An 18,547-nucleotide genomic window follows, 5' to 3' on the forward strand; every position below is an offset into this window, starting at 1 on the left:
AGAGGTACCATGGCATTATGGGGCGGACGTTTTAGTCAGGCAGCTGACACACGGTTTAAACAATTCAATGATTCACTGCGTTTTGACTATCGTCTAGCAGAGCAAGATATTGTTGGCTCAATCGCATGGTCTAAAGCCCTACGTCAGGTCGATGTATTAACCGAGCAAGAGCAGCAAAAGCTTGAGTTAGCATTGAATGAACTAAAACTTGCAGTGATGGAAGATCCGGAGCAAATTTTACGTTCAGATGCGGAAGATATTCATAGTTGGGTAGAGCAACAGTTGATCGCTAAAGTCGGTGATCTTGGTAAAAAGCTTCATACCGGACGTTCACGAAATGATCAGGTGGCGACCGATTTAAAACTATGGTGTCGTCAGCAAGGTCAGCAATTGCTATTAATGCTTGATCGCTTACAGCAACAGTTAGTGACAGTCGCCCGTGATCATCAAGCCACGGTTCTGCCAGGTTACACTCACTTGCAACGTGCTCAGCCTGTGACTTTTGCCCATTGGTGTTTAGCCTATGTCGAAATGTTTGAGCGTGATTATTCTCGCTTAACCGATGCGCTCGATCGTTTAGATACCTGTCCGTTAGGCTCTGGCGCATTGGCGGGCACAGCCTATCCGATTGACCGTGAAGTGCTGGCACATAGTTTAGGTTTCCACAGTGCAACACGTAACAGTTTAGATTCAGTCTCTGATCGCGATCATGTGATGGAACTACTTTCTACCGCTTCTATTTCTATGCTTCATCTATCACGTATGGCAGAAGACTTGATCTTCTACAACTCAGGTGAGTCTAACTTTATTGAACTGGCTGATACGGTGACATCAGGATCATCTTTGATGCCACAGAAGAAAAACCCAGATGCATTAGAGCTTATTCGTGGTAAATGTGGTCGTGTTTATGGCGCGATGACTGGCATGATGATGACTGTGAAAGCGTTGCCGCTTGCATATAACAAAGATATGCAAGAAGACAAAGAGGGCTTGTTTGATGCGCTCGATAGCTGGCATGACTGTATGGAAATGGCAGCATTGTGTTTTGATGGCATCAAGGTTAACAAAGACCGTACTTTAGAAGCCGCAATGCAAGGTTACTCGAATGCGACAGAGCTTGCAGATTACTTAGTGGCGAAAGGCATTCCATTCCGTGAAGCACACCATATTGTTGGTGTTGCTGTGGTTGCTGCAATTGCTAAAGGTTGCGCATTAGAAGAGTTATCACTTGAAGAGATGAAGCAATTCTCTGAAGTAATTGATGATGATGTATACCCAATTCTGACTATTGAATCGTGTTTAGATAAACGTTGTGCGTTGGGTGGCGTTGCGCCAAATCAAGTCGATTATGCGATTGGTCAAGCAGAGAAACGGTTAGAAAAACGTTACTCACCAAGCGTGAAGGTGCGTGGTGCTCGTTTAACGGATCTTGATGCTATTGAAGGTATGGTTGTGTACTGGGCGGGGCTGGGTGAAAACCTACCACGTAACCGAAATGAATTAGTTCGTGATATTGGCTCGTTTGCGGTGGCAGAACATCATGGTGTCGTGACAGGTTGTGCGTCGCTATATGTTTATGATTCAGGGCTTGCGGAAATTCGTTCTTTAGGTGTTGAAGCGGGTTGGCAACAACAAGGGCAGGGCAAAGCAATTGTTGAGCATTTGCTTGAAAAAGCCGATCAAATGGCAATTAAGAAAGTCTTTGTACTAACACGTGTCCCAGAGTTCTTTATGAAGCGAGGCTTTACTCCGACATCGAAATCATTACTGCCAGAAAAGGTAATGAAAGACTGCGATCGTTGTCCGCGTCAACATGCCTGTGATGAAGTCGCGCTTGAAGTGCGGTTGGATCAAGAGCAGCGAATTCCGACGGTTAACGTTGCTTAATTGAAGTAATTTTCAAGATAGAAAAAGCCCTCATCAGAGGGCTTTTTATTTGGAGAGTTGTTGTGGTTTTGTTTTTTCTCACCAATTAAACTGCAGGTTTTAACTGATGAACAATCTGGACCACAATCCAGACAATACTTGAAAGCTTAGCCTAGGTAAGTTTCTAACTCTTCGCTACCACCGATGTGTTTACCACCGATGAATACTTGAGGAACAGTGCTACGGCCTGTAATTGCACGTAAAGAAACGGTTGTCGCATCTTTACCTAGAATGATTTCTTCATACTGTAGACCTTTGTCGATCAAGTTTTGTTTTGCTTTCACACAGAAAGGGCAACCAGGTTTAGAGAATACGGTAATTGATTCTTGTAGCTTTTGCTCTGGTGCGATGTACTTCAGCATAGTGTCTGCGTCAGACACTTTGAATGGGTCGCCTGGTTCTTCATTTTCAACGAACATTTTTTCAACAACGCCATTTTTAACTAGCATGCTGTAACGCCATGAGCGAGCACCAAAACCTAGATCATCTTTCTCAACAAGCATGCCCATGCCTTTAGTGAACTCACCATTACCATCGGGAATGAAAGTGATGTTTTCAGCGTCTTGATCGGCTTTCCATGCATTCATTACGAACGTATCGTTTACAGATACACATAGGATGTCATCCACACCATTTTCAGCAAATACTGGTGCTAACTCGTTGTAACGAGGTAAGTGGCTTGAAGAACATGTTGGTGTAAATGCGCCAGGTAGACTGAATACGACAACGGTCTTATTAGCGAATAAATCTTCAGTTGTTACGTCAACCCACTGATCACCTTTACGTGTGTGGAAAGTAACTTGTGGTACAGCCTGACCTTCTTTAGATGCGAACATAATGTAATCCCTTAAAAATATAAATAAGTCTGATGTAATCGGAGTGTTTAATCATTTGCTCCGTTTACTGTAGTTATTATGTAACTTTACTCTTGATAGCTCCAATCGTTTGCTGCTATGGTTTCAATAGTCAAATCCTATTATAAGACATGCCAATGAATATTCGTGATCTGGAATATCTTGTTGCTCTTTCTGAGCACAAACATTTTCGTAAAGCAGCTGAAGCCTGTTACGTCAGCCAGCCCACATTAAGTGGACAAATTAGAAAACTAGAAGATGAGCTAGGTGTTTCATTATTAGAAAGAACTAGCCGTCGAGTATTGTTCACTGACGCAGGTCTGAGTTTAGTCGCTCAGGCACAGAAAGTGTTGCTTGAAGTCAAAATACTTACAGAACTTGCTAGTGTGCAAGGAGAAAGTATGTCTGGACCGCTGCATATCGGCTTTATTCCAACAGTTGGTCCGTACTTGTTACCGCAAATTATCCCAAGCTTGAAAGATGCATTTCCTGAGTTAGAACTCTTTTTACATGAAGCACAAACCCATCAATTGGTACAACAATTAGAAGAGGGCAAATTAGATTGCATTATTTTAGCTGCGGTAAAAGAAAGTGAGCCGTTTATTGAGTTGCCGCTATATGATGAGCCGATGATGTTAGCTGTGCCTGAAACGCATAAATGGGCGAGTGAAAAAGATATTGATATGTCTCTGTTGCACGGTGAAAGTTTATTGATGCTAGAAGATGGGCACTGTTTACGTAATCAAGCCCTTGGTTTTTGTTTTGCAGCAGGCGCGCGTGATGATGGTCGCTTTAAAGCCACCAGTTTAGAAACGTTACGTAACATGGTTGCAGCGGGCAGTGGTATTACGTTACTACCTCAATTGGCAAGTCCGAAAGAGCATTGCCGTGATGGAGTGTGTTATATCGCAGCAAAACATCCTCAGCCAACCCGCTTGATTACATTAGCCTATCGTCCAGGTTCGCCACTTAAAGCGCGATATGAAAAGCTCGCTGAAGTGATCAAAGAAAAAATGCCAGAAGTTTTTGCTAAGCATACTCAACCGTAATACCTGAAACTATTTCTGTTATTCAAAATAAAAAAAGAGCGCTCATTGAGCGCTCTTTTTTGTATACGTAACAGCGTTTAGAACAACTCTTCAGCCGTTTCTGTATCAAATTTTTGCTCTGAAACCGCTTGTTGTACAGAACGTGTTGGCTCAGTCCCTTTAATGAAATACTCATACATTGAGCTTGCATCATTACGGTTTGACAGCTGACCTGTTGCACGGTCGATACGCACTTTTACAATATCACTTGGAATTTGCTTTTCTTGTTCAGGGGTATTTTTCAACGCCTGACGCATAAAGTTAATCCATGCAGGCTGCGCGGCAGTACCACCAAATTCATGACGGCCTAGATCACGGCGGAAGTTATCAAATCCAACCCAGGTTGTAGCAACAATATTTGGACCAAAACCTGTGTACCAAGCATCTTTCGCTTGATTCGATGTTCCCGTCTTGCCACCGATATCATGACGTTTAAGTACTCTTGCTCTAAAGCCTGTTCCATATGGATGGCCGGGCTCACCCCAGATGTTACTTTTTAGCATTTCGCGCACAAGGAATGCATTTTGCTCACTGATCACCTCTGGTGCGTAGCGAACTGCTGGCATAGGTATCACTTTTTCAAGGTCTGCCGGCGTTGGTTTTTCTGTTTCTGTCAGTGTAGTGGTAGAAACAGTGGTATCTGTCGATGGATCTAATTTATGATCTTCAACTGCGGTTGCCATTGCCACTTGCATTTTTGCTTGCGGGTTTTTCGCTTGACATGCATCGTTACAAACAATGGCAGGATCTGCGTAGTAAATTAACTGGTCATCATTATTATCGACTTTGTTAATTAAGAACGGTTCAACAGCATAGCCGCCATTTACAAATACAGAATAACCTTGAACTAGCTCTAGTGGTGTTAAGCTGCCTGCACCCAGTGCGATAGGCTCTGCGCGAGGTAAATCAGCACGTTTAAAACCAAAGCGTGTTAGATAATCAATGGTGAAATCTAATCCTGCAATGCGAAGAGCACGAATAGCCATTACGTTTATGGAACGTGCTAAACCAATACGGGCACGAGTTGGACCACCGTATTTACCGCCAGAGTTCTTTGGTCGCCATGCTTTTCCTTGCCATTTATCCCATTTAGTAATTGGCGCATCATTTATTAAGGTTGCAAGGGTTAAACCTTTCTCTATTGCAGCGGAGTAGATAAACGGTTTGATACCTGAGCCCACTTGGCGAATAGATTGCGTTGCACGGTTAAATTTACTTTGGGTGTAATTAAAACCACCAATCATTGCAAGTATTCCTCCATTATCAGGAGACATCGCAACAAATGCAGTATTAGCTGCTGGGACTTGGCTAAGTACCCATTGATTCGTTGTGACGGTTGCACTGTCTTTTTTATCACTCACCGTATTTTGGTTATGTTGAACCCAAATTTGTTGACCCGCAGTAAGGATATCACTGGCTTTTTTGGGAGCTGGACCCTGACTTGAGTCAGAAAGGAACTTGCGAGCCCACTTCATACCATTCCAATCGATAGTGGCAATATCCCCATTTTTAGTCACGATAGCTGCGGTTTTACCATCAACTTTCGTTACGACAGCAGGGATAAGCTTGCCATAAACGGGCTGATCTTGAAGTTTATTTACAATTTGATTGGCATTTAATGCCGGCTGTCCTGGTTTCCAAAGAACCGCTGTTGGGCCTCGGTAACCATGACGACGGTCATAATTTAGCAGGTTGTTTACTGCGGCTTGCTGGGCATCAAGTTGAAGTTTGCTATTGATAGTCGTATATACCTTCATGCCTTTTTCATACGCAGCAGCACCATAGCGATCGACCATCCATGCACGAGCACGCTCTGCAACATAAGGTGCGTAAAGTTGAATTTCTGCGCCATGATAGTGAGAGACTATAGGTTCAGCGCGCGCAGCATCCATTTGTGCTTTGGTGATGTAGCCTTCTTCAAGCATACGACCTAAAACAACATTACGACGAGTTGTTGCTCGGTCAATAGAATAAATTGGGTTCATTGTGGATGGCGCTTTTGGCAAGCCCGCAATAACTGCAATTTCAGATAATGTCAGTTGATCAACTGTTTTACCAAAATACACTTGGGCAGCAGCACCTACACCATAGGCGCGATAGCCGAGATAAATTTTGTTTAAATAGAGATCAAGAATTTGATCTTTGGTCAGCAGCTTTTCAATGTGAATAGCAATGAAAGCTTCTTTGATTTTACGCATGATTTTCTTCTCATTAGATAAGAAGAAATTTCTTGCAAGCTGTTGAGTAATAGTACTAGCACCTTGACGAGCTGAGCCTGATGTCAATACGACAAAAGCTGCACGGGCAATACCGATAGGATCGACGCCTGGGTGCTCATAAAAACGACTATCTTCCGTCGCGATAAAAGCCTCTCGCATGAGAGGAGGAATTTCATCTAGTGTCAGAGGTATACGTCGCTTTTCACCAAACTGTGAGATCAGTTTACCATCTTCGCTATACACCTGCATCGGTGTTTGCAGCTCGACATTTTTTAATTCTGCTACATCTGGAAGGTCTGGCTTTACATACAGGTAAAAGCCAAAAATAGTACCAACTCCAAGAATCATGCAAATTAATGCAAGTATTAGTAATCGCTTTATGAACTTCACTTGAGATTTCCCGTTACGCCATCGTGCTAATTATCATTATCCATTATCTTTCAATTACTAGTATAAAGATAACAAAAAGAAAATTAATGCCATTGATGGTGTTTATTCGAAATAGTTTGTTTTTTCACCATATGGGAGCATAACACGGATGTTTCGGAACCCATTAAGTGTTGGGGTAGATATTGGTAGCCACAGCATAAAAGCTGTGGCGCTACAGCAGAAAAAAGATCAGTTTGAATTGGCTGCATACGCTGAGGTTGAATTAACCAAATCGGTAATCAACGAACAGCATAATGTAAATGCGATAGCGCTGTTGTCAGCAATACGTCAATTAAAGAAACAACTGCCGTGGCAAGCCAAAAACGTTACTTTAGCCTTACCAGATAGTGCTGTTATCAGCAAAGTTGTCCAACTCGATACCAGTCTCAATGAAGATGAGGCTGAGTTTGCGATCGTCCAAGCCTTAGGCGCTGCGTCCCCTTTTCCTGTCGAAGAGTTGTGGTTTGATTATTTCCCCATGGTGAGTGAACGTTTCTCAGAAGCTGCCACTACAGCACCATATCAAGTCTTTGCTTCTCGTAAAGAAACCATCGATAGCCGCGTTACTGTTTTAAAGAAAGTTGGCTTTAAACCGACGGTCGTTGAATTACAGACTAATGCATTGTTATGGCTAACCGAATATTTAGCCGAGATAGGCAGCCAGTATATGCAGTGGGGACTGGTTGATGTCGGTAAATGTCACACAGAATTTTGTATGAAACCGGAAGGTAGTAATGCTTACCATCGTGAAATTCGCTTTGGTACCAGTCAGTTTGAGGATTCACCATATCAACAAGATAGCGATGAAGAGAATAATGTTGAGCGTTTTACCGAGCAATTTGCTGAACAATTAAAGCGCCAAATTCAGCTTTATAACTCAACCCATCCTCGCTGCAGTATTAAAGGATTATGGCTTGCTGGTGGTTGTCAGTCTTTGATTTCAGATGCGCTATTAAAGCAGTTAGTGGGATTAGAGGTTGTTTGGATCAAACCGTTTGAACATTTTAGCCAGCCGAAGAACGTGACATTACCGAGTGATATGTCAAGTCAATATGCTGTCGCGACCGGATTAGCGTTACGGGGGATGGCATGATCGATAAATTAAACCTTCTGCCATGGCGTGAAGAACGGCGTAAGCAACATAAACAACGTTTTATAGGGCTTATGGCTGCTGCGGTGTTGGTCGCTTTTTTAGCGAATTATGGGGTCGTTCAATACTTAGATTTGCAGCAGCAACAACAACAAGCCCGTAACAACCAATTTCAACAAGAAATTGATTTACTCGAAAAACGATTAGCCTTTCTACCTAAGTTAGAAGAGCAGCGTAAAGCGATTCAACTGAGGCTAAACGTGATTGCTGATATTCAACAATCGCGTAATCGCGCAACGCAGTTATTGAATCAATTACCGAATGTTGTACCTGGCGGTGTATATCTTGAATCATTGAATTTGAACTCACAACGAGTAGGCATTAAAGGAGTGGGTGATTCTAACGGTCACTTAGCCGCATTACTGGGTGGGGCAGAGCAATCTAAATGGTTCATTAATGTTGATATGCACTCATTGGTGACGACCAAAGGTAGTCAGTCTGAACAGCTTTCTCAGTTCAATGCTTCTTTTGATTTAACTGTGCCTTCTTTTGCGCAACCAAAAGTAAATAAAGTCGCAAAAAAAGACATCAATAAGGGGAAGTGATATGGCTGATTGGCAAGAACTTGAATTAGATGAAATCACTGAATGGCCTTTGCTACCTCAATGTATTGTGGCAACTGTCTTGGCTGTGGCATTAAGCGCGTTTGGTTATTGGTATTGGGTTAGCCCAAAGAATGATCAGCTTGAGCAAATGAAACAAAAAGAGCAGACCCTTAAGTCACAGTTAGTCAGTCGAGCTTCACAAGTGGCCGCACTACCTCGGGTTAAAGAGCAAGTTGCAGAATTAAACCGCCGTTACAATGAAATGATTGAGCAACTACCGGAAGAGCAAGAACTAGCGAGTTTGCTCGCGGGGATTAATGATATCGGTGTCAATAATGGTTTGGTGTTCCAATCAATCAAATGGGCACCCCGAGTTGAGCACGAGTTATATTACGAATTACCTATCAATATGCAGTTGACAGGGAATTACGAGCAAATTGGTAAGTTTGCGGAAGCCGTTGCGAGCTTGCCTCGTATTGTTAACTTAAATAACGCTGAGTTAAGTCGAGTTAAGCCGTTAGGTCAGCCTGATGAAACCTTGTCTTTGAAAGTCTCTGCAACGACCTATCGTTTCAAGACACCAAGCCAAGAAAAGATCAATAGTGATGAGGGCTAAGCTATGAAAAAAGTAGTGTGGTTATTACCTATTGTTATTGGTTTAGTGGGGTGTCAGGCCAATGATGATTCTGTCGCAGAATTTATCGCAATGACCCATAACGAAGCAAAAGCACGAGTTAAGCCTTTGCCAGAACCTTTTGTCTTTGAGGCTGAAAAGTTTGTCATGACGAGCAAACGAGTACCGTTTGTTAAGCCAATTCCAGAGCAGTTACTGACCAAGAAAGAGAAGGGCGAGTGTTGGCAACCTCAGCTTGACCGCCAACTCAGCAAGCTTGAAAATTTTGCGCTAGAAAAACTCTCAATGAAAGGGGCGATTGGAAACAAGAAGCAACTTTGGGGGTTAGTTTTTACACCTGAAGGCGACTTGATGAAAATTAAGCCTGGGCAATATATTGGTCTTAATCGCGGCAAGGTACTTACGGTTAGCGACAAAATAATTGAAATTGAAGAAACATTACCAGATGGCAAAGGATGTTGGCTTAAACGACCGACTAAACTGGCGCTAGTTCAGCAGTAATCAAGGATAAGTTATGAAAGGGAATGTGTGGATGTTAAGCCGCCAGTATCTAGCAACACTTTGGCTATTATGCTGTGGAGCATTAGCTTTTCCGAGTGTTGCTGCTGTACCTGCAGCTGGAATGATCGATAATCAGATTCAAGCCATTGATTTTCGTCGTGATGGAAAAGGACGAGGGGTATTAACCGTTCGTTTAGATAAGCCGCAGTCGTTAGTTGATTTACGTCGTAATGGTAACAAACTACAGCTAGATATTTTTGATACCGTACTGAAAGATGACATGGTTTATACGCTTGATGTTGTTGATTTTGCAACGGTTGTAAATAGTATTGAAACCATGCGTGTGTCAAAAGGTGCACGCTTAATTTTTAATATGAAAGGCAGCTACGATTATGATTATAATCTTCGTGGTAAGCGTCTTGAAGTTATCATTGAAAAGCGTGTGAAAAAAGCGGTAAAAGGCACTAGCTCTAACGCCAAGATCAATTACAAAGGCAAGCCTATCTCAATTAACTTCCAAGATATCCCTGTGCGTAATGTTTTGCAGTTAATTGCTGATTATAACGATTTTAACTTGGTGGTCTCAGATTCTGTTAGTGGTAATGTCACGCTACGTCTTGATGATGTGCCTTGGCCACAAGTACTAGATATTATTCTGCAATCAAAAGACTTAGATAAGCGTGTGCGTGGTTCTGTGTTATTGGTTGCCCCTAAAGCGGAACTCACAGCAAGCGAACATCAGGTAATGGAAGCTAAGCGTAAGCAACAAGAGTTGTTGAGTCTGCGTTCTGATTTGATTCAAGTGAACTATGCGAAAGCGACTGATATTGCAGCGCTTTTAAGTGGTAGCACCGATGGTGTTGGGATGCTTTCTGAGCGTGGTTCATTGCATGTTGATGAGCGTACCAATGCGCTCATCATCAAAGATACCCCTGATAATATTCGAAGTATTAAAGATATTGTGTCATCACTTGATATTCCGGTTATGCAGGTACAAATCGAAGCACGTATTGTCACTATAAATGAAGGTGATATTGATGAGCTTGGTGTTCGTTGGGGAGTATCGAAAGTTAATGGCGACACGACGGTTGGTGGTTCAATTGAAGGTAACTTAGCAAGTTCAGGCTTATTAGGTGAAGATGCAACCGTTGATGATTTTCTTAACGTAAACCTAGGTGCTGGCGCAGGTGCAGCTTCAATAGCGTTCCAAGTGGCAAAGCTAGGGAATATCTTACTTGATTTAGAACTGTCGGCATTACAGACTGAAAATAAAGCAGAAATTATCTCTAGTCCTCGTTTGATGACCACCAATAAGAAAACGGCGTATATCGAGCAAGGTACAGAAATTCCGTATTTAGAAGCTTCATCTAGTGGTGCAACATCGGTATCGTTTAAAAAAGCAGTACTAAGCTTAATGGTTACACCACAAATTACACCGGATGATAAACTCGTGTTAGATCTTGAAGTGACTCAAGATAACAAAGGGGAAGATGTCCCTACTGGTACGGGTACTGCGATTTCTATTGATACTCAACGTATTGGTACTCAAGTACTGGTGAATAACGGTGAGACAGTGGTTTTAGGCGGTATTTACCAACACAGTATGACCAATGTGACTCGTAAGGTACCGTTATTGGGTGATATTCCAGTATTAGGTGCATTATTCCGTCATAAAATGGAACAAATGGGTAAGCGTGAATTACTTATTTTTGTGACGCCTAAAATTGTTATTCAGTAGTCTTTACTGCTAATCAACAAACCATAAAAATTTAGCTACACTGTTATAGCAACGGATGGATCCTTATTTAATTAGTTCCATCCGTTGTTTTTATTGGGCTATATAATTATTATTTTGCCATATTCATGCTCAGCGATAGCGGAATTACAAGGTTATTACGATTGACCTTAGACCGTTGCTGAGCCATTATGGCGACCTCTTTTGGTAGGACAGGCATAATAAAATACTGATTAGGAGTGACTAGCGCTTGCATTATAGCTACCAGTCCTGAGATAATTTTCTGTCTTATCACGAATTATATGTGAGGAACTTGGCGCCTCGGGCTTATTAATTAATAGAGCCTGCGGGTGGTGTCGTTTTATTAACCGCGCGTAAAATTGCTAAAAATGGCTGAAAAACGAAATATTTTCTTGGTCGGCCCAATGGGTGCCGGCAAAAGCACTATTGGTAGACACCTTGCACAGCAGCTGCATATGGAATTCTTTGACTCAGATACAGTTATTGAAGAACGTACAGGTGCTGATATTAGTTGGGTCTTTGACGTGGAAGGTGAAGACGGTTTCCGTGTTCGCGAAGAAGGCGTTATCGATGATCTAACACAAGAGCAAGGCATTGTTCTGGCAACTGGTGGTGGTTCTGTTAAAACTAAAGAGAACCGTAATCGCCTTTCTGCACGTGGTATCGTAGTTTATCTAGAGACGACTATCGAGAAGCAACTAGCTCGAACTCAACGCGATAAAAAGCGTCCTCTACTTCAAACTGATACGCCTCGTGAAGTGCTGGAAGCACTTGCAGAAGAGCGCAATCCATTATATGAAGAAGTAGCTGACTACGTTGTTCGCACTGATGATCAAAGTGCGAAGGTAGTGGCAAACCAAATCATCAAAATGCTAGAAGAGCGTTAATCAACAAAAAGAGAGAAGCTGACCATGGAACGGATCAATGTCAATTTAGATGACAGAAGCTACCCTATTTCAATTGGCGCCGAGTTGTTTTGCAACTCGGCGTTGTTTGCATCTGCGATTCCTGCGGGAAAGCGGGTGGTAGTGGTCAGTAACGAAACTGTTGCCCCGCTGTATGCACAGCAGGTAATGGAAACCATCAGTTCATTAGAGTGCCAAGTGGCATTACTTTCTCTCCCAGATGGTGAACAATACAAAACGTTAGAGACTTTTAATCAAATCATGACTTTCTTACTTGATGGTAATTATGGTCGTGATGTTGTGATTGTAGCGCTCGGTGGCGGCGTCATAGGTGATGTCGTGGGCTTTGCTGCTGCAAGTTATCAACGTGGCGTAGATTTTATTCAAGTACCTACCACATTACTTTCTCAAGTGGATTCATCTGTTGGTGGCAAAACCGCAGTGAATCATCCATTGGGTAAGAATATGATAGGCGCTTTCTATCAGCCCAAAGCGGTAGTGATTGATAATCATTGCTTACAAACCCTACCTGAACGTGAGTTTGCAGCGGGAATGGCTGAAGTGATCAAATATGGCATTATTGCCGATCACGACTTTTTTGTCTGGTTAGAAGATAACATTGAACGCCTACAAGCACTCGATAACGATGCATTGTGTTATGCCATTGCACGTTGTTGTCAAATTAAGGCAGATGTTGTTGCAGCTGATGAAAAAGAATCAGGTGTACGAGCTTTACTTAATCTCGGTCATACATTTGGTCATGCGATTGAAGCAGAGATGGGCTATGGTAACTGGCTGCACGGCGAAGCGGTGTCGGCAGGCACAGTACTAGCGGCTAAAACTGCTGCAATACAAGGCCTTATTAGTGATGACGATGTAGCACGAATTATTCGACTGCATGAGCGAGCAAAGCTACCGGTAATCGCACCTGAAACAATGGGCTTCGATGATTTTATTAAGCATATGATGCGCGATAAAAAGGTATTATCAGGCCAACTACGATTGGTTCTACCGACATCCATTGGCAGTGCTGAAGTCGTGTCTAACGTGACACATGAAGTATTGCGGGATGTGATTAATCACTAAGTAGTGGTTAATCATGCGTAGCACACTAGAGGCAAAAAACTTGGATCTGGATAGCCAGATCCAGTTGCTCTCTCGCGTACAGTTTATTACTCGATTTAGCTCTCATCTTATTTTATTGAATGGTACGCAAGGCTCAGGAAAAACGTGGCTCGCGCATCAATATCTCGAAAACTATGCACAACATGCTGAACAAGCATTGCTGACGTGTACAGATGATCAAACACTGCTGCAACAACGAACACTTCTACTGCAACAATTTCATCCCACTCCGATGTTTAACGAGCAAGATTCGTTAAGCCAAAGTGCTGACCATTTACTGCCTGAAAAGATCAACTTCGTTATTATTATTGATAATGCACACTTTTTGGCGCCTGAATTACTTGCTGAATTATGGGCTCTAGTTCGTCAAACAGAAATGCATTCTGGTTGGCAAATTAATGTATTGCTCTTTGCTGATCCTAATGCCATCACTCAGCCATTCGGTGATATTGTGCGTACGATAGGGCCAGCTTTACTTGAGTTAGAAATTAGTGAGTTAAGCCCGAATGAAATTAGTCAGTTTAGCGAGATGTTACTCAATGATGAGCAACTAGGAAGTCAGCATCGACGAGATATTAAGTCACGGTTAGCGAGAGTTGAACCTCGCCCTGGTGCATTACAACAATTACCACAACAGGACGTTACTGCGATGAGTCAAGGATCACGACGTTTACCCCCAACGCAACTGTTAATAGGGTTGATTGTTATAGTGTGCATCATCATTGCGGGATGGTTTGGATTTAAAACATTACAAGATACAAAGACAACTGAAGTTACGTCTGGTGATACCTCTCTTGTATCTAAGGTTGGACCTATTGTGGCCGATCCCATCGAGAGTACAGATATCGTTATTGATGAAACGCCATTACCAACAGAGATCCATAGTGAAGGGCTGACGGTGGGGCGTGCTGAAAATGAAGCGCAACGGGTAGTTGTACCATCACCACTGATTGATGCGATGATGGATGAGCAACGTGTTGGCGGTACAGGCGAAAGTGCAGCCAAAGAATTCACCCAAGAAGGGCTTGTCATACCTGTTCAAAATGAGCCTGTTATATCTGATGGTGTCGCAATCCAAACTCGCCAGCAAACCGCTTCAGATAATACAGTGATATCAGAAGATGCGACGAACGTAAAAGCCTCAGGTGCGTCAGCGACTGATATTACGTCACATGATGTAAACTCTTTACCTGCTGTTAAGGTGATTGATCCCAAAGTAAAGCCGGACAGTAAACCGCGACTACCGAAAAAAGAGGGGATGGTTCAAACGCCGATTAAGCTTGCTAATACGACCTCGATATTCGCGATAAATAAAAGGCATTATGCAATTCAATTGTCAGCTTCGATGAGCTGGAATGAAACTAAAGCCTTTGTCGAAAAGAATAAGATCCAGTCTTCTGCTCGTATTTATAAAACACGTCGAGACGGCAAAATATGGTTTATTGTAATTTCGGGTGATTACTCAACAGCTACTCGGGCACGCTCGGCAATAAAAGCCTTACCGAAGCAATTAAAAGCGTTAAGCCCGTGGCCTAAATCATATCGAAAAATTCAACAAGAAATAGAACGTTGAAAATAAAGCCATGAGGGCAGTTATTTACGTGAATTGGTATCGGTAGAGGGTAGAAATGAGGTACAATCCGCGACCTTTCGTTACAATATTGCTAGTGTTGGTGGGTTTAGCTTAATGAAAAAGCATCGTGCATTCCTAAAATGGGCTGGGGGTAAATACTCTCTCGTTGAGGATATTAAACGACATCTACCGCCTGCGCGTAAATTGGTTGAGCCTTTTGTTGGAGCAGGGTCGGTTTTCCTTAATACCGATTACGACCATTACTTATTGGCCGATATCAATCCTGATTTGATCAATCTTTATAATATCCTCAAGCATGAGCCTGAGCGCTATATTGAAGATGCACGTAAACTTTTCACGCCTGAATACAATAATAAAGAAGCGTATTTGAAAATTCGTGAAGAATTTAATGCGAGTGATGATCCGTATTTACGCTCATTGTATTTCTTATACATGAACCGTCATGGTTTTAACGGCTTATGTCGTTATAACAAAAAAGGTGGCTTCAATGTGCCGTTCGGCTCGTATAAAAAACCTTATTTCCCTGAAGCTGAAATGTATTATTTCTCGGAAAAAGCAAAACGAGCAACGTTTGTCTGTGAAGGTTACCTCCAAACATTTTCACGTGCGAGAAAAGGGTGTGTGGTGTACTGCGATCCGCCTTATGCGCCATTATCTAGCACGGCTAATTTTACTTCTTATTCAGGTAACGGCTTTAGTTTAGATGATCAGGCTACGCTTGCTGATGTTGCAGAAAAAGCGGCAGCAGAGCGAGATATTGCGGTGTTGATTTCTAACCATGATACTGCATTAACACGTCGTTTATACACAGGTGCAGATCTTTCTGTGGTTAAAGTAAAACGTACCATTAGCCGCAATGGCAGTGGGCGCAATAAGGTCGATGAGCTGTTAGCTTTGTTCTCTGTATCAAGCACAGAGCCCGCGCCCGCGTTTTCATCTGAAGAAGAATAATTATATCGCCGTTGCCCATTGCGCAACGGCAATAATTGCCATAATCATTGCGCCAATAATCACAATCCCCACAACAATAAATGGCCATGGGCTTGATTGCTTAAAATCATGCTGTCGATTTTTATCTGATTGAACGCCAAATAACGCCGCTAACACACTCACAATAACTTGTAGCGGTGTGCTTTTCTTTGACTTAGTTATATTCACCTCGCCTTCTTTTTATTCCCCTTTTTACTGAGTGTAGTGGGTTGTCTCATCATTTTGATCAACTGAAGTAATAAATAAATCCATTGGGACAATATTTCGCGGTTCGGGTAGAATTATGGCAATTATTGGGCTTGGTTTTCCAAGTATCAGGTTTTGTGTATCGAAGAGAGGCAAGTACATGAAGGACTTCTTGATTGCTCCATCTATCTTATCGGCTGATTTTGCACGTTTGGGTGAAGACGTTGACAAGGTGTTAGCAGCGGGTGCAGACGTTATTCACTTTGATGTAATGGATAATCATTACGTGCCTAATTTAACGTTTGGTGCGCCTATCTGTAAGGCTCTTCGTGACTACGGTATTACCGCACCGATTGATGTGCATTTAATGGTAAAACCGGTGGATCGCATTATTCCTGATTTTGCTAAAGCTGGCGCAACGATGATCACGTTTCATGTTGAAGCGTCAGATCATGTTGACCGTACCTTACAACTGATCAAAGAACATGGTTGTAAAGCGGGTGTGGTTTTTAATCCGGCAACGCCACTCCACCACCTAGATTACATTATGGATAAAGTCGATATGATTTTATTGATGTCAGTGAATCCTGGCTTTGGCGGTCAATCATTTATTGCATCAACACTTGATAAACTACGTGAAGTGCGTAAGCGTATTGATGCATCAGGTCGTGATATTCGCCTTGAAGTTGATGGCGGTGTGAAAGTTGATAATATTCGAGAAATTGCAGCTGCTGGCGCAGATATGTTTGTCGCGGGCTCTGCCATTTTTAATGAACCTGATTATAAAGTCGCGATAGACAAAATGCGCGCAGAATTGGCTGAGGCTGAATGCTAATGGTATTTGAAAACATCAAGTTTATAGCGTTTGATTTAGATGGCACATTACTAGATAGCGTACCTGATTTAGCGGATGCTGCTGATAAAACGATGCGTCACCTTGGACGAGAAGGCGTGACCGTAGAGCAAGTTACCACTTGGATCGGTAATGGTGCTGATATTTTAATTGGCCGCGCATTAAGTCGAAGTGTTGATGTCGATCCAACGATTGATCCAGAGCTGCAAAAAGAAGCTCGCCAATTATTTGATCACTACTACGAGCTTGGCGGTCATGTGAAAAGTGCATTGTATGCCGACGTAAAAGCGACACTCGCTGCATTTCATCAAGCGGGTATGTCAATGGCGATTGTGACCAATAAACCCTCGCAATTTGTCCCGCATTTACTTGAAGAGCATGGCATCAGCGAGTATTTTGTTGATGTGATTGGTGGTGATACTTTCCCACTGAAAAAACCAGATCCTTATGCGCTGCATTGGTTGATGGAAAAACACAATATTGCCGCGTCTGAGATGTTAATGGTGGGGGATTCTCGCAATGATATCTTGGCAGCCAAAGCTGCAACATGTCATTCGTTGGGTTTAACCTATGGCTATAACTACGGCCAGCCTATTGCAGAGAGTGAGCCTGATGTCGTGTGCGATCACTTCAAGCAATTAGCAAATGTGGTTAAACTAGGCGACTAGTACGTTCCAGTGTACACTGGCTAACAAAGTAAAAAGCGGGAGTATACCTCTCGCTTTTCTATGAATAAGAAACTAACAGGATTGTCTGATCATGAGTAAACCCATTGTATTAAGTGGCGTACAGCCTTCTGGTGAATTAAGTATTGGTAACTACCTAGGTGCGCTGCGTCAGTGGGAACAGATGCAAGACGATTACGATTGCCAATACTGTGTTGTTGATTTGCATGCCATTACAGTACGCCAAGATCCTAAAGCGCTGCATGAAGCAACGTTAGATGCACTAGCGATTTGTTTAGCAGTCGGTGTGGATCCACAAAAGAGCACGTTATTTGTTCAGTCACATGTACCTGAACATGCACAACTAGGCTGGTTATTAAACTGTTATACCCAAATGGGTGAGCTAAGTCGTATGACTCAGTTTAAAGACAAATCAGCGCGTCATGCGAATGATGTAAACGTGGGCTTATTCGGTTACCCAGTATTGATGGCGGCTGATATCTTATTATATGGCGCACATCAAGTACCTGTAGGTAGTGACCAGAAGCAGCACTTAGAGTTAGCTCGTGATATTGCTACGCGTTTTAATAATCTGTATGGCACAGATGAAAGTCCAATTTTCCAAATTCCTGAGCCTTACATTCCATCGGTTGGTGCGCGTGTAATGAGCCTACAAGACGCGACTAAGAAAATGTCGAAGTCTGATGATAACCGTAAGAACGTGATCACCTTGTTAGAAGATCCAAAATCGATTCTTAAGAAGGTTAACAAAGCACAAACTGATGCAGAAACACCGCCACGCATTGCGTTTGATATCGAGAACAAAGCGGGGATCTCAAACCTAATGGGCCTGTACTCAGGCGCAACAGGTAAGACGTATACTGAAATTGAAGCACAATATGCAGGCGTTGAAATGTATGGCCCATTTAAGAAAGATGTGGGTGAAGCATTAGTTGCAATGCTTGAGCCTGTACAAGCTGAATACCATCGTATTCGTGCTGATCGTGCTTACCTTGACAGCGTCATGAAGCAAGGTGCTGAAAAAGCCTCTGCACGTGCGGCTGAAGTACTGAAAAAAGCATACCAAGCGGTAGGCTTTGTGGCTCGCCCATAATTAAATCGAAACT

Annotated in this window: 17 protein-coding genes; 14 read left to right on the top strand and 3 right to left on the bottom strand. The window is 42.6% G+C overall.

Going from position 1 to position 18,547, the window contains the following annotated elements; translation table 11 throughout:
* Nucleotides 1-9: 9 nt before the first annotated feature.
* Nucleotides 10-1,887 (top strand): argininosuccinate lyase, encoded by a 1,878-nt coding sequence (argH, locus tag CTN01_RS11150; protein ID WP_045149900.1) that lies wholly within the window; start codon nucleotides 10-12, stop codon nucleotides 1,885-1,887.
* A gap of 146 nt (nucleotides 1,888-2,033) precedes the next feature.
* On the opposite strand, the gene CTN01_RS11155 is transcribed toward argH, so the two are convergent.
* Nucleotides 2,034-2,762, bottom strand: a complete 729-nt coding sequence (locus CTN01_RS11155) for a glutathione peroxidase (RefSeq protein ID WP_005371847.1) — start codon at nucleotides 2,760-2,762, stop codon at nucleotides 2,034-2,036.
* Between the two features lie 155 nt (nucleotides 2,763-2,917).
* Between CTN01_RS11155 and oxyR the strand changes: the two genes are divergently transcribed.
* On the top strand, nucleotides 2,918-3,829 hold the full coding sequence (gene oxyR / locus CTN01_RS11160) for a DNA-binding transcriptional regulator OxyR (RefSeq protein ID WP_045083864.1): 912 nt from the start codon (nucleotides 2,918-2,920) through the stop codon (nucleotides 3,827-3,829).
* A 77-nt stretch (nucleotides 3,830-3,906) separates the two neighbouring features.
* Here oxyR and CTN01_RS11165 read toward each other — a convergent pair whose 3' ends face one another.
* A complete protein-coding gene (locus CTN01_RS11165) occupies nucleotides 3,907-6,477 on the bottom strand; it encodes a penicillin-binding protein 1A (protein WP_107188452.1) in 2,571 nt (856 codons plus the stop codon).
* Between the two features lie 148 nt (nucleotides 6,478-6,625).
* Between CTN01_RS11165 and pilM the strand changes: the two genes are divergently transcribed.
* The 9 genes from pilM to dam all read left to right on the top strand — a co-directional run bounded on the left by pilM (nucleotide 6,626) and on the right by dam (nucleotide 15,677).
* Nucleotides 6,626-7,609, top strand: coding sequence for a type IV pilus biogenesis protein PilM (gene pilM / locus CTN01_RS11170; RefSeq protein ID WP_045149902.1), 984 nt, complete (start codon nucleotides 6,626-6,628; stop codon nucleotides 7,607-7,609).
* Nucleotides 7,606-8,211: a PilN domain-containing protein gene (locus CTN01_RS11175; RefSeq protein ID WP_045149903.1), complete on the top strand. Its 606-nt coding sequence runs from the start codon at nucleotides 7,606-7,608 to the stop codon at nucleotides 8,209-8,211. The genes pilM and CTN01_RS11175 overlap by 4 nt, the downstream gene beginning before the upstream one ends.
* 1 nt (nucleotide 8,212) lies before the next feature.
* Nucleotides 8,213-8,827, top strand: coding sequence for a type IV pilus inner membrane component PilO (locus CTN01_RS11180; RefSeq protein ID WP_045149904.1), 615 nt, complete (start codon nucleotides 8,213-8,215; stop codon nucleotides 8,825-8,827).
* A gap of 3 nt (nucleotides 8,828-8,830) precedes the next feature.
* Complete coding sequence (locus tag CTN01_RS11185; RefSeq protein ID WP_045149905.1) at nucleotides 8,831-9,346, top strand: pilus assembly protein PilP; 516 nt, start codon at nucleotides 8,831-8,833, stop codon at nucleotides 9,344-9,346.
* A gap of 13 nt (nucleotides 9,347-9,359) precedes the next feature.
* Entirely contained in the window at nucleotides 9,360-11,084 is a 1,725-nt protein-coding gene (locus tag CTN01_RS11190; protein WP_244156089.1) for a type IV pilus secretin PilQ, read from the top strand.
* Nucleotides 11,085-11,470: 386 nt separating this feature from the next.
* Nucleotides 11,471-11,989: a shikimate kinase AroK gene (gene aroK / locus CTN01_RS11195; RefSeq protein WP_005371830.1), complete on the top strand. Its 519-nt coding sequence runs from the start codon at nucleotides 11,471-11,473 to the stop codon at nucleotides 11,987-11,989.
* 24 nt (nucleotides 11,990-12,013) lie between these two features.
* Nucleotides 12,014-13,093, top strand: coding sequence for a 3-dehydroquinate synthase (gene aroB / locus CTN01_RS11200; RefSeq protein ID WP_045083869.1), 1,080 nt, complete (start codon nucleotides 12,014-12,016; stop codon nucleotides 13,091-13,093).
* A 13-nt stretch (nucleotides 13,094-13,106) separates the two neighbouring features.
* Nucleotides 13,107-14,705: an AAA family ATPase gene (locus tag CTN01_RS11205; protein ID WP_045149906.1), complete on the top strand. Its 1,599-nt coding sequence runs from the start codon at nucleotides 13,107-13,109 to the stop codon at nucleotides 14,703-14,705.
* 114 nt (nucleotides 14,706-14,819) lie between these two features.
* Nucleotides 14,820-15,677 carry an adenine-specific DNA-methyltransferase gene (dam, locus tag CTN01_RS11210; RefSeq protein WP_045149907.1) on the top strand — a complete coding sequence of 286 codons (858 nt, stop codon included), beginning with the start codon at nucleotides 14,820-14,822 and terminating at the stop codon, nucleotides 15,675-15,677.
* On the opposite strand, the gene CTN01_RS11215 is transcribed toward dam, so the two are convergent.
* Nucleotides 15,678-15,884: a DUF2970 domain-containing protein gene (locus tag CTN01_RS11215; protein WP_045149908.1), complete on the bottom strand. Its 207-nt coding sequence runs from the start codon at nucleotides 15,882-15,884 to the stop codon at nucleotides 15,678-15,680. It abuts the gene before it with no gap.
* Between the two features lie 178 nt (nucleotides 15,885-16,062).
* Here CTN01_RS11215 and rpe point away from each other — a divergent pair, with 178 nt between their 5' ends.
* From rpe to trpS, 3 genes are all read left to right on the top strand, one after another.
* Complete coding sequence (gene rpe / locus CTN01_RS11220) at nucleotides 16,063-16,737, top strand: ribulose-phosphate 3-epimerase (RefSeq protein ID WP_045149909.1); 675 nt, start codon at nucleotides 16,063-16,065, stop codon at nucleotides 16,735-16,737.
* Nucleotides 16,737-17,423, top strand: a complete 687-nt coding sequence (locus tag CTN01_RS11225; RefSeq protein WP_045128506.1) for a phosphoglycolate phosphatase — start codon at nucleotides 16,737-16,739, stop codon at nucleotides 17,421-17,423. The genes rpe and CTN01_RS11225 overlap by 1 nt, the downstream gene beginning before the upstream one ends.
* 91 nt (nucleotides 17,424-17,514) lie before the next feature.
* Nucleotides 17,515-18,534 carry a tryptophan--tRNA ligase gene (trpS, locus tag CTN01_RS11230; RefSeq protein WP_045149910.1) on the top strand — a complete coding sequence of 340 codons (1,020 nt, stop codon included), beginning with the start codon at nucleotides 17,515-17,517 and terminating at the stop codon, nucleotides 18,532-18,534.
* The last annotated feature ends 13 nt before the right edge of the window (nucleotides 18,535-18,547 follow it).

Origin of the sequence: Photobacterium angustum (assembly GCF_003026365.1) — a bacterium.
GTDB classification, from domain to species: Bacteria; Pseudomonadota; Gammaproteobacteria; order Enterobacterales; family Vibrionaceae; genus Photobacterium; species Photobacterium angustum.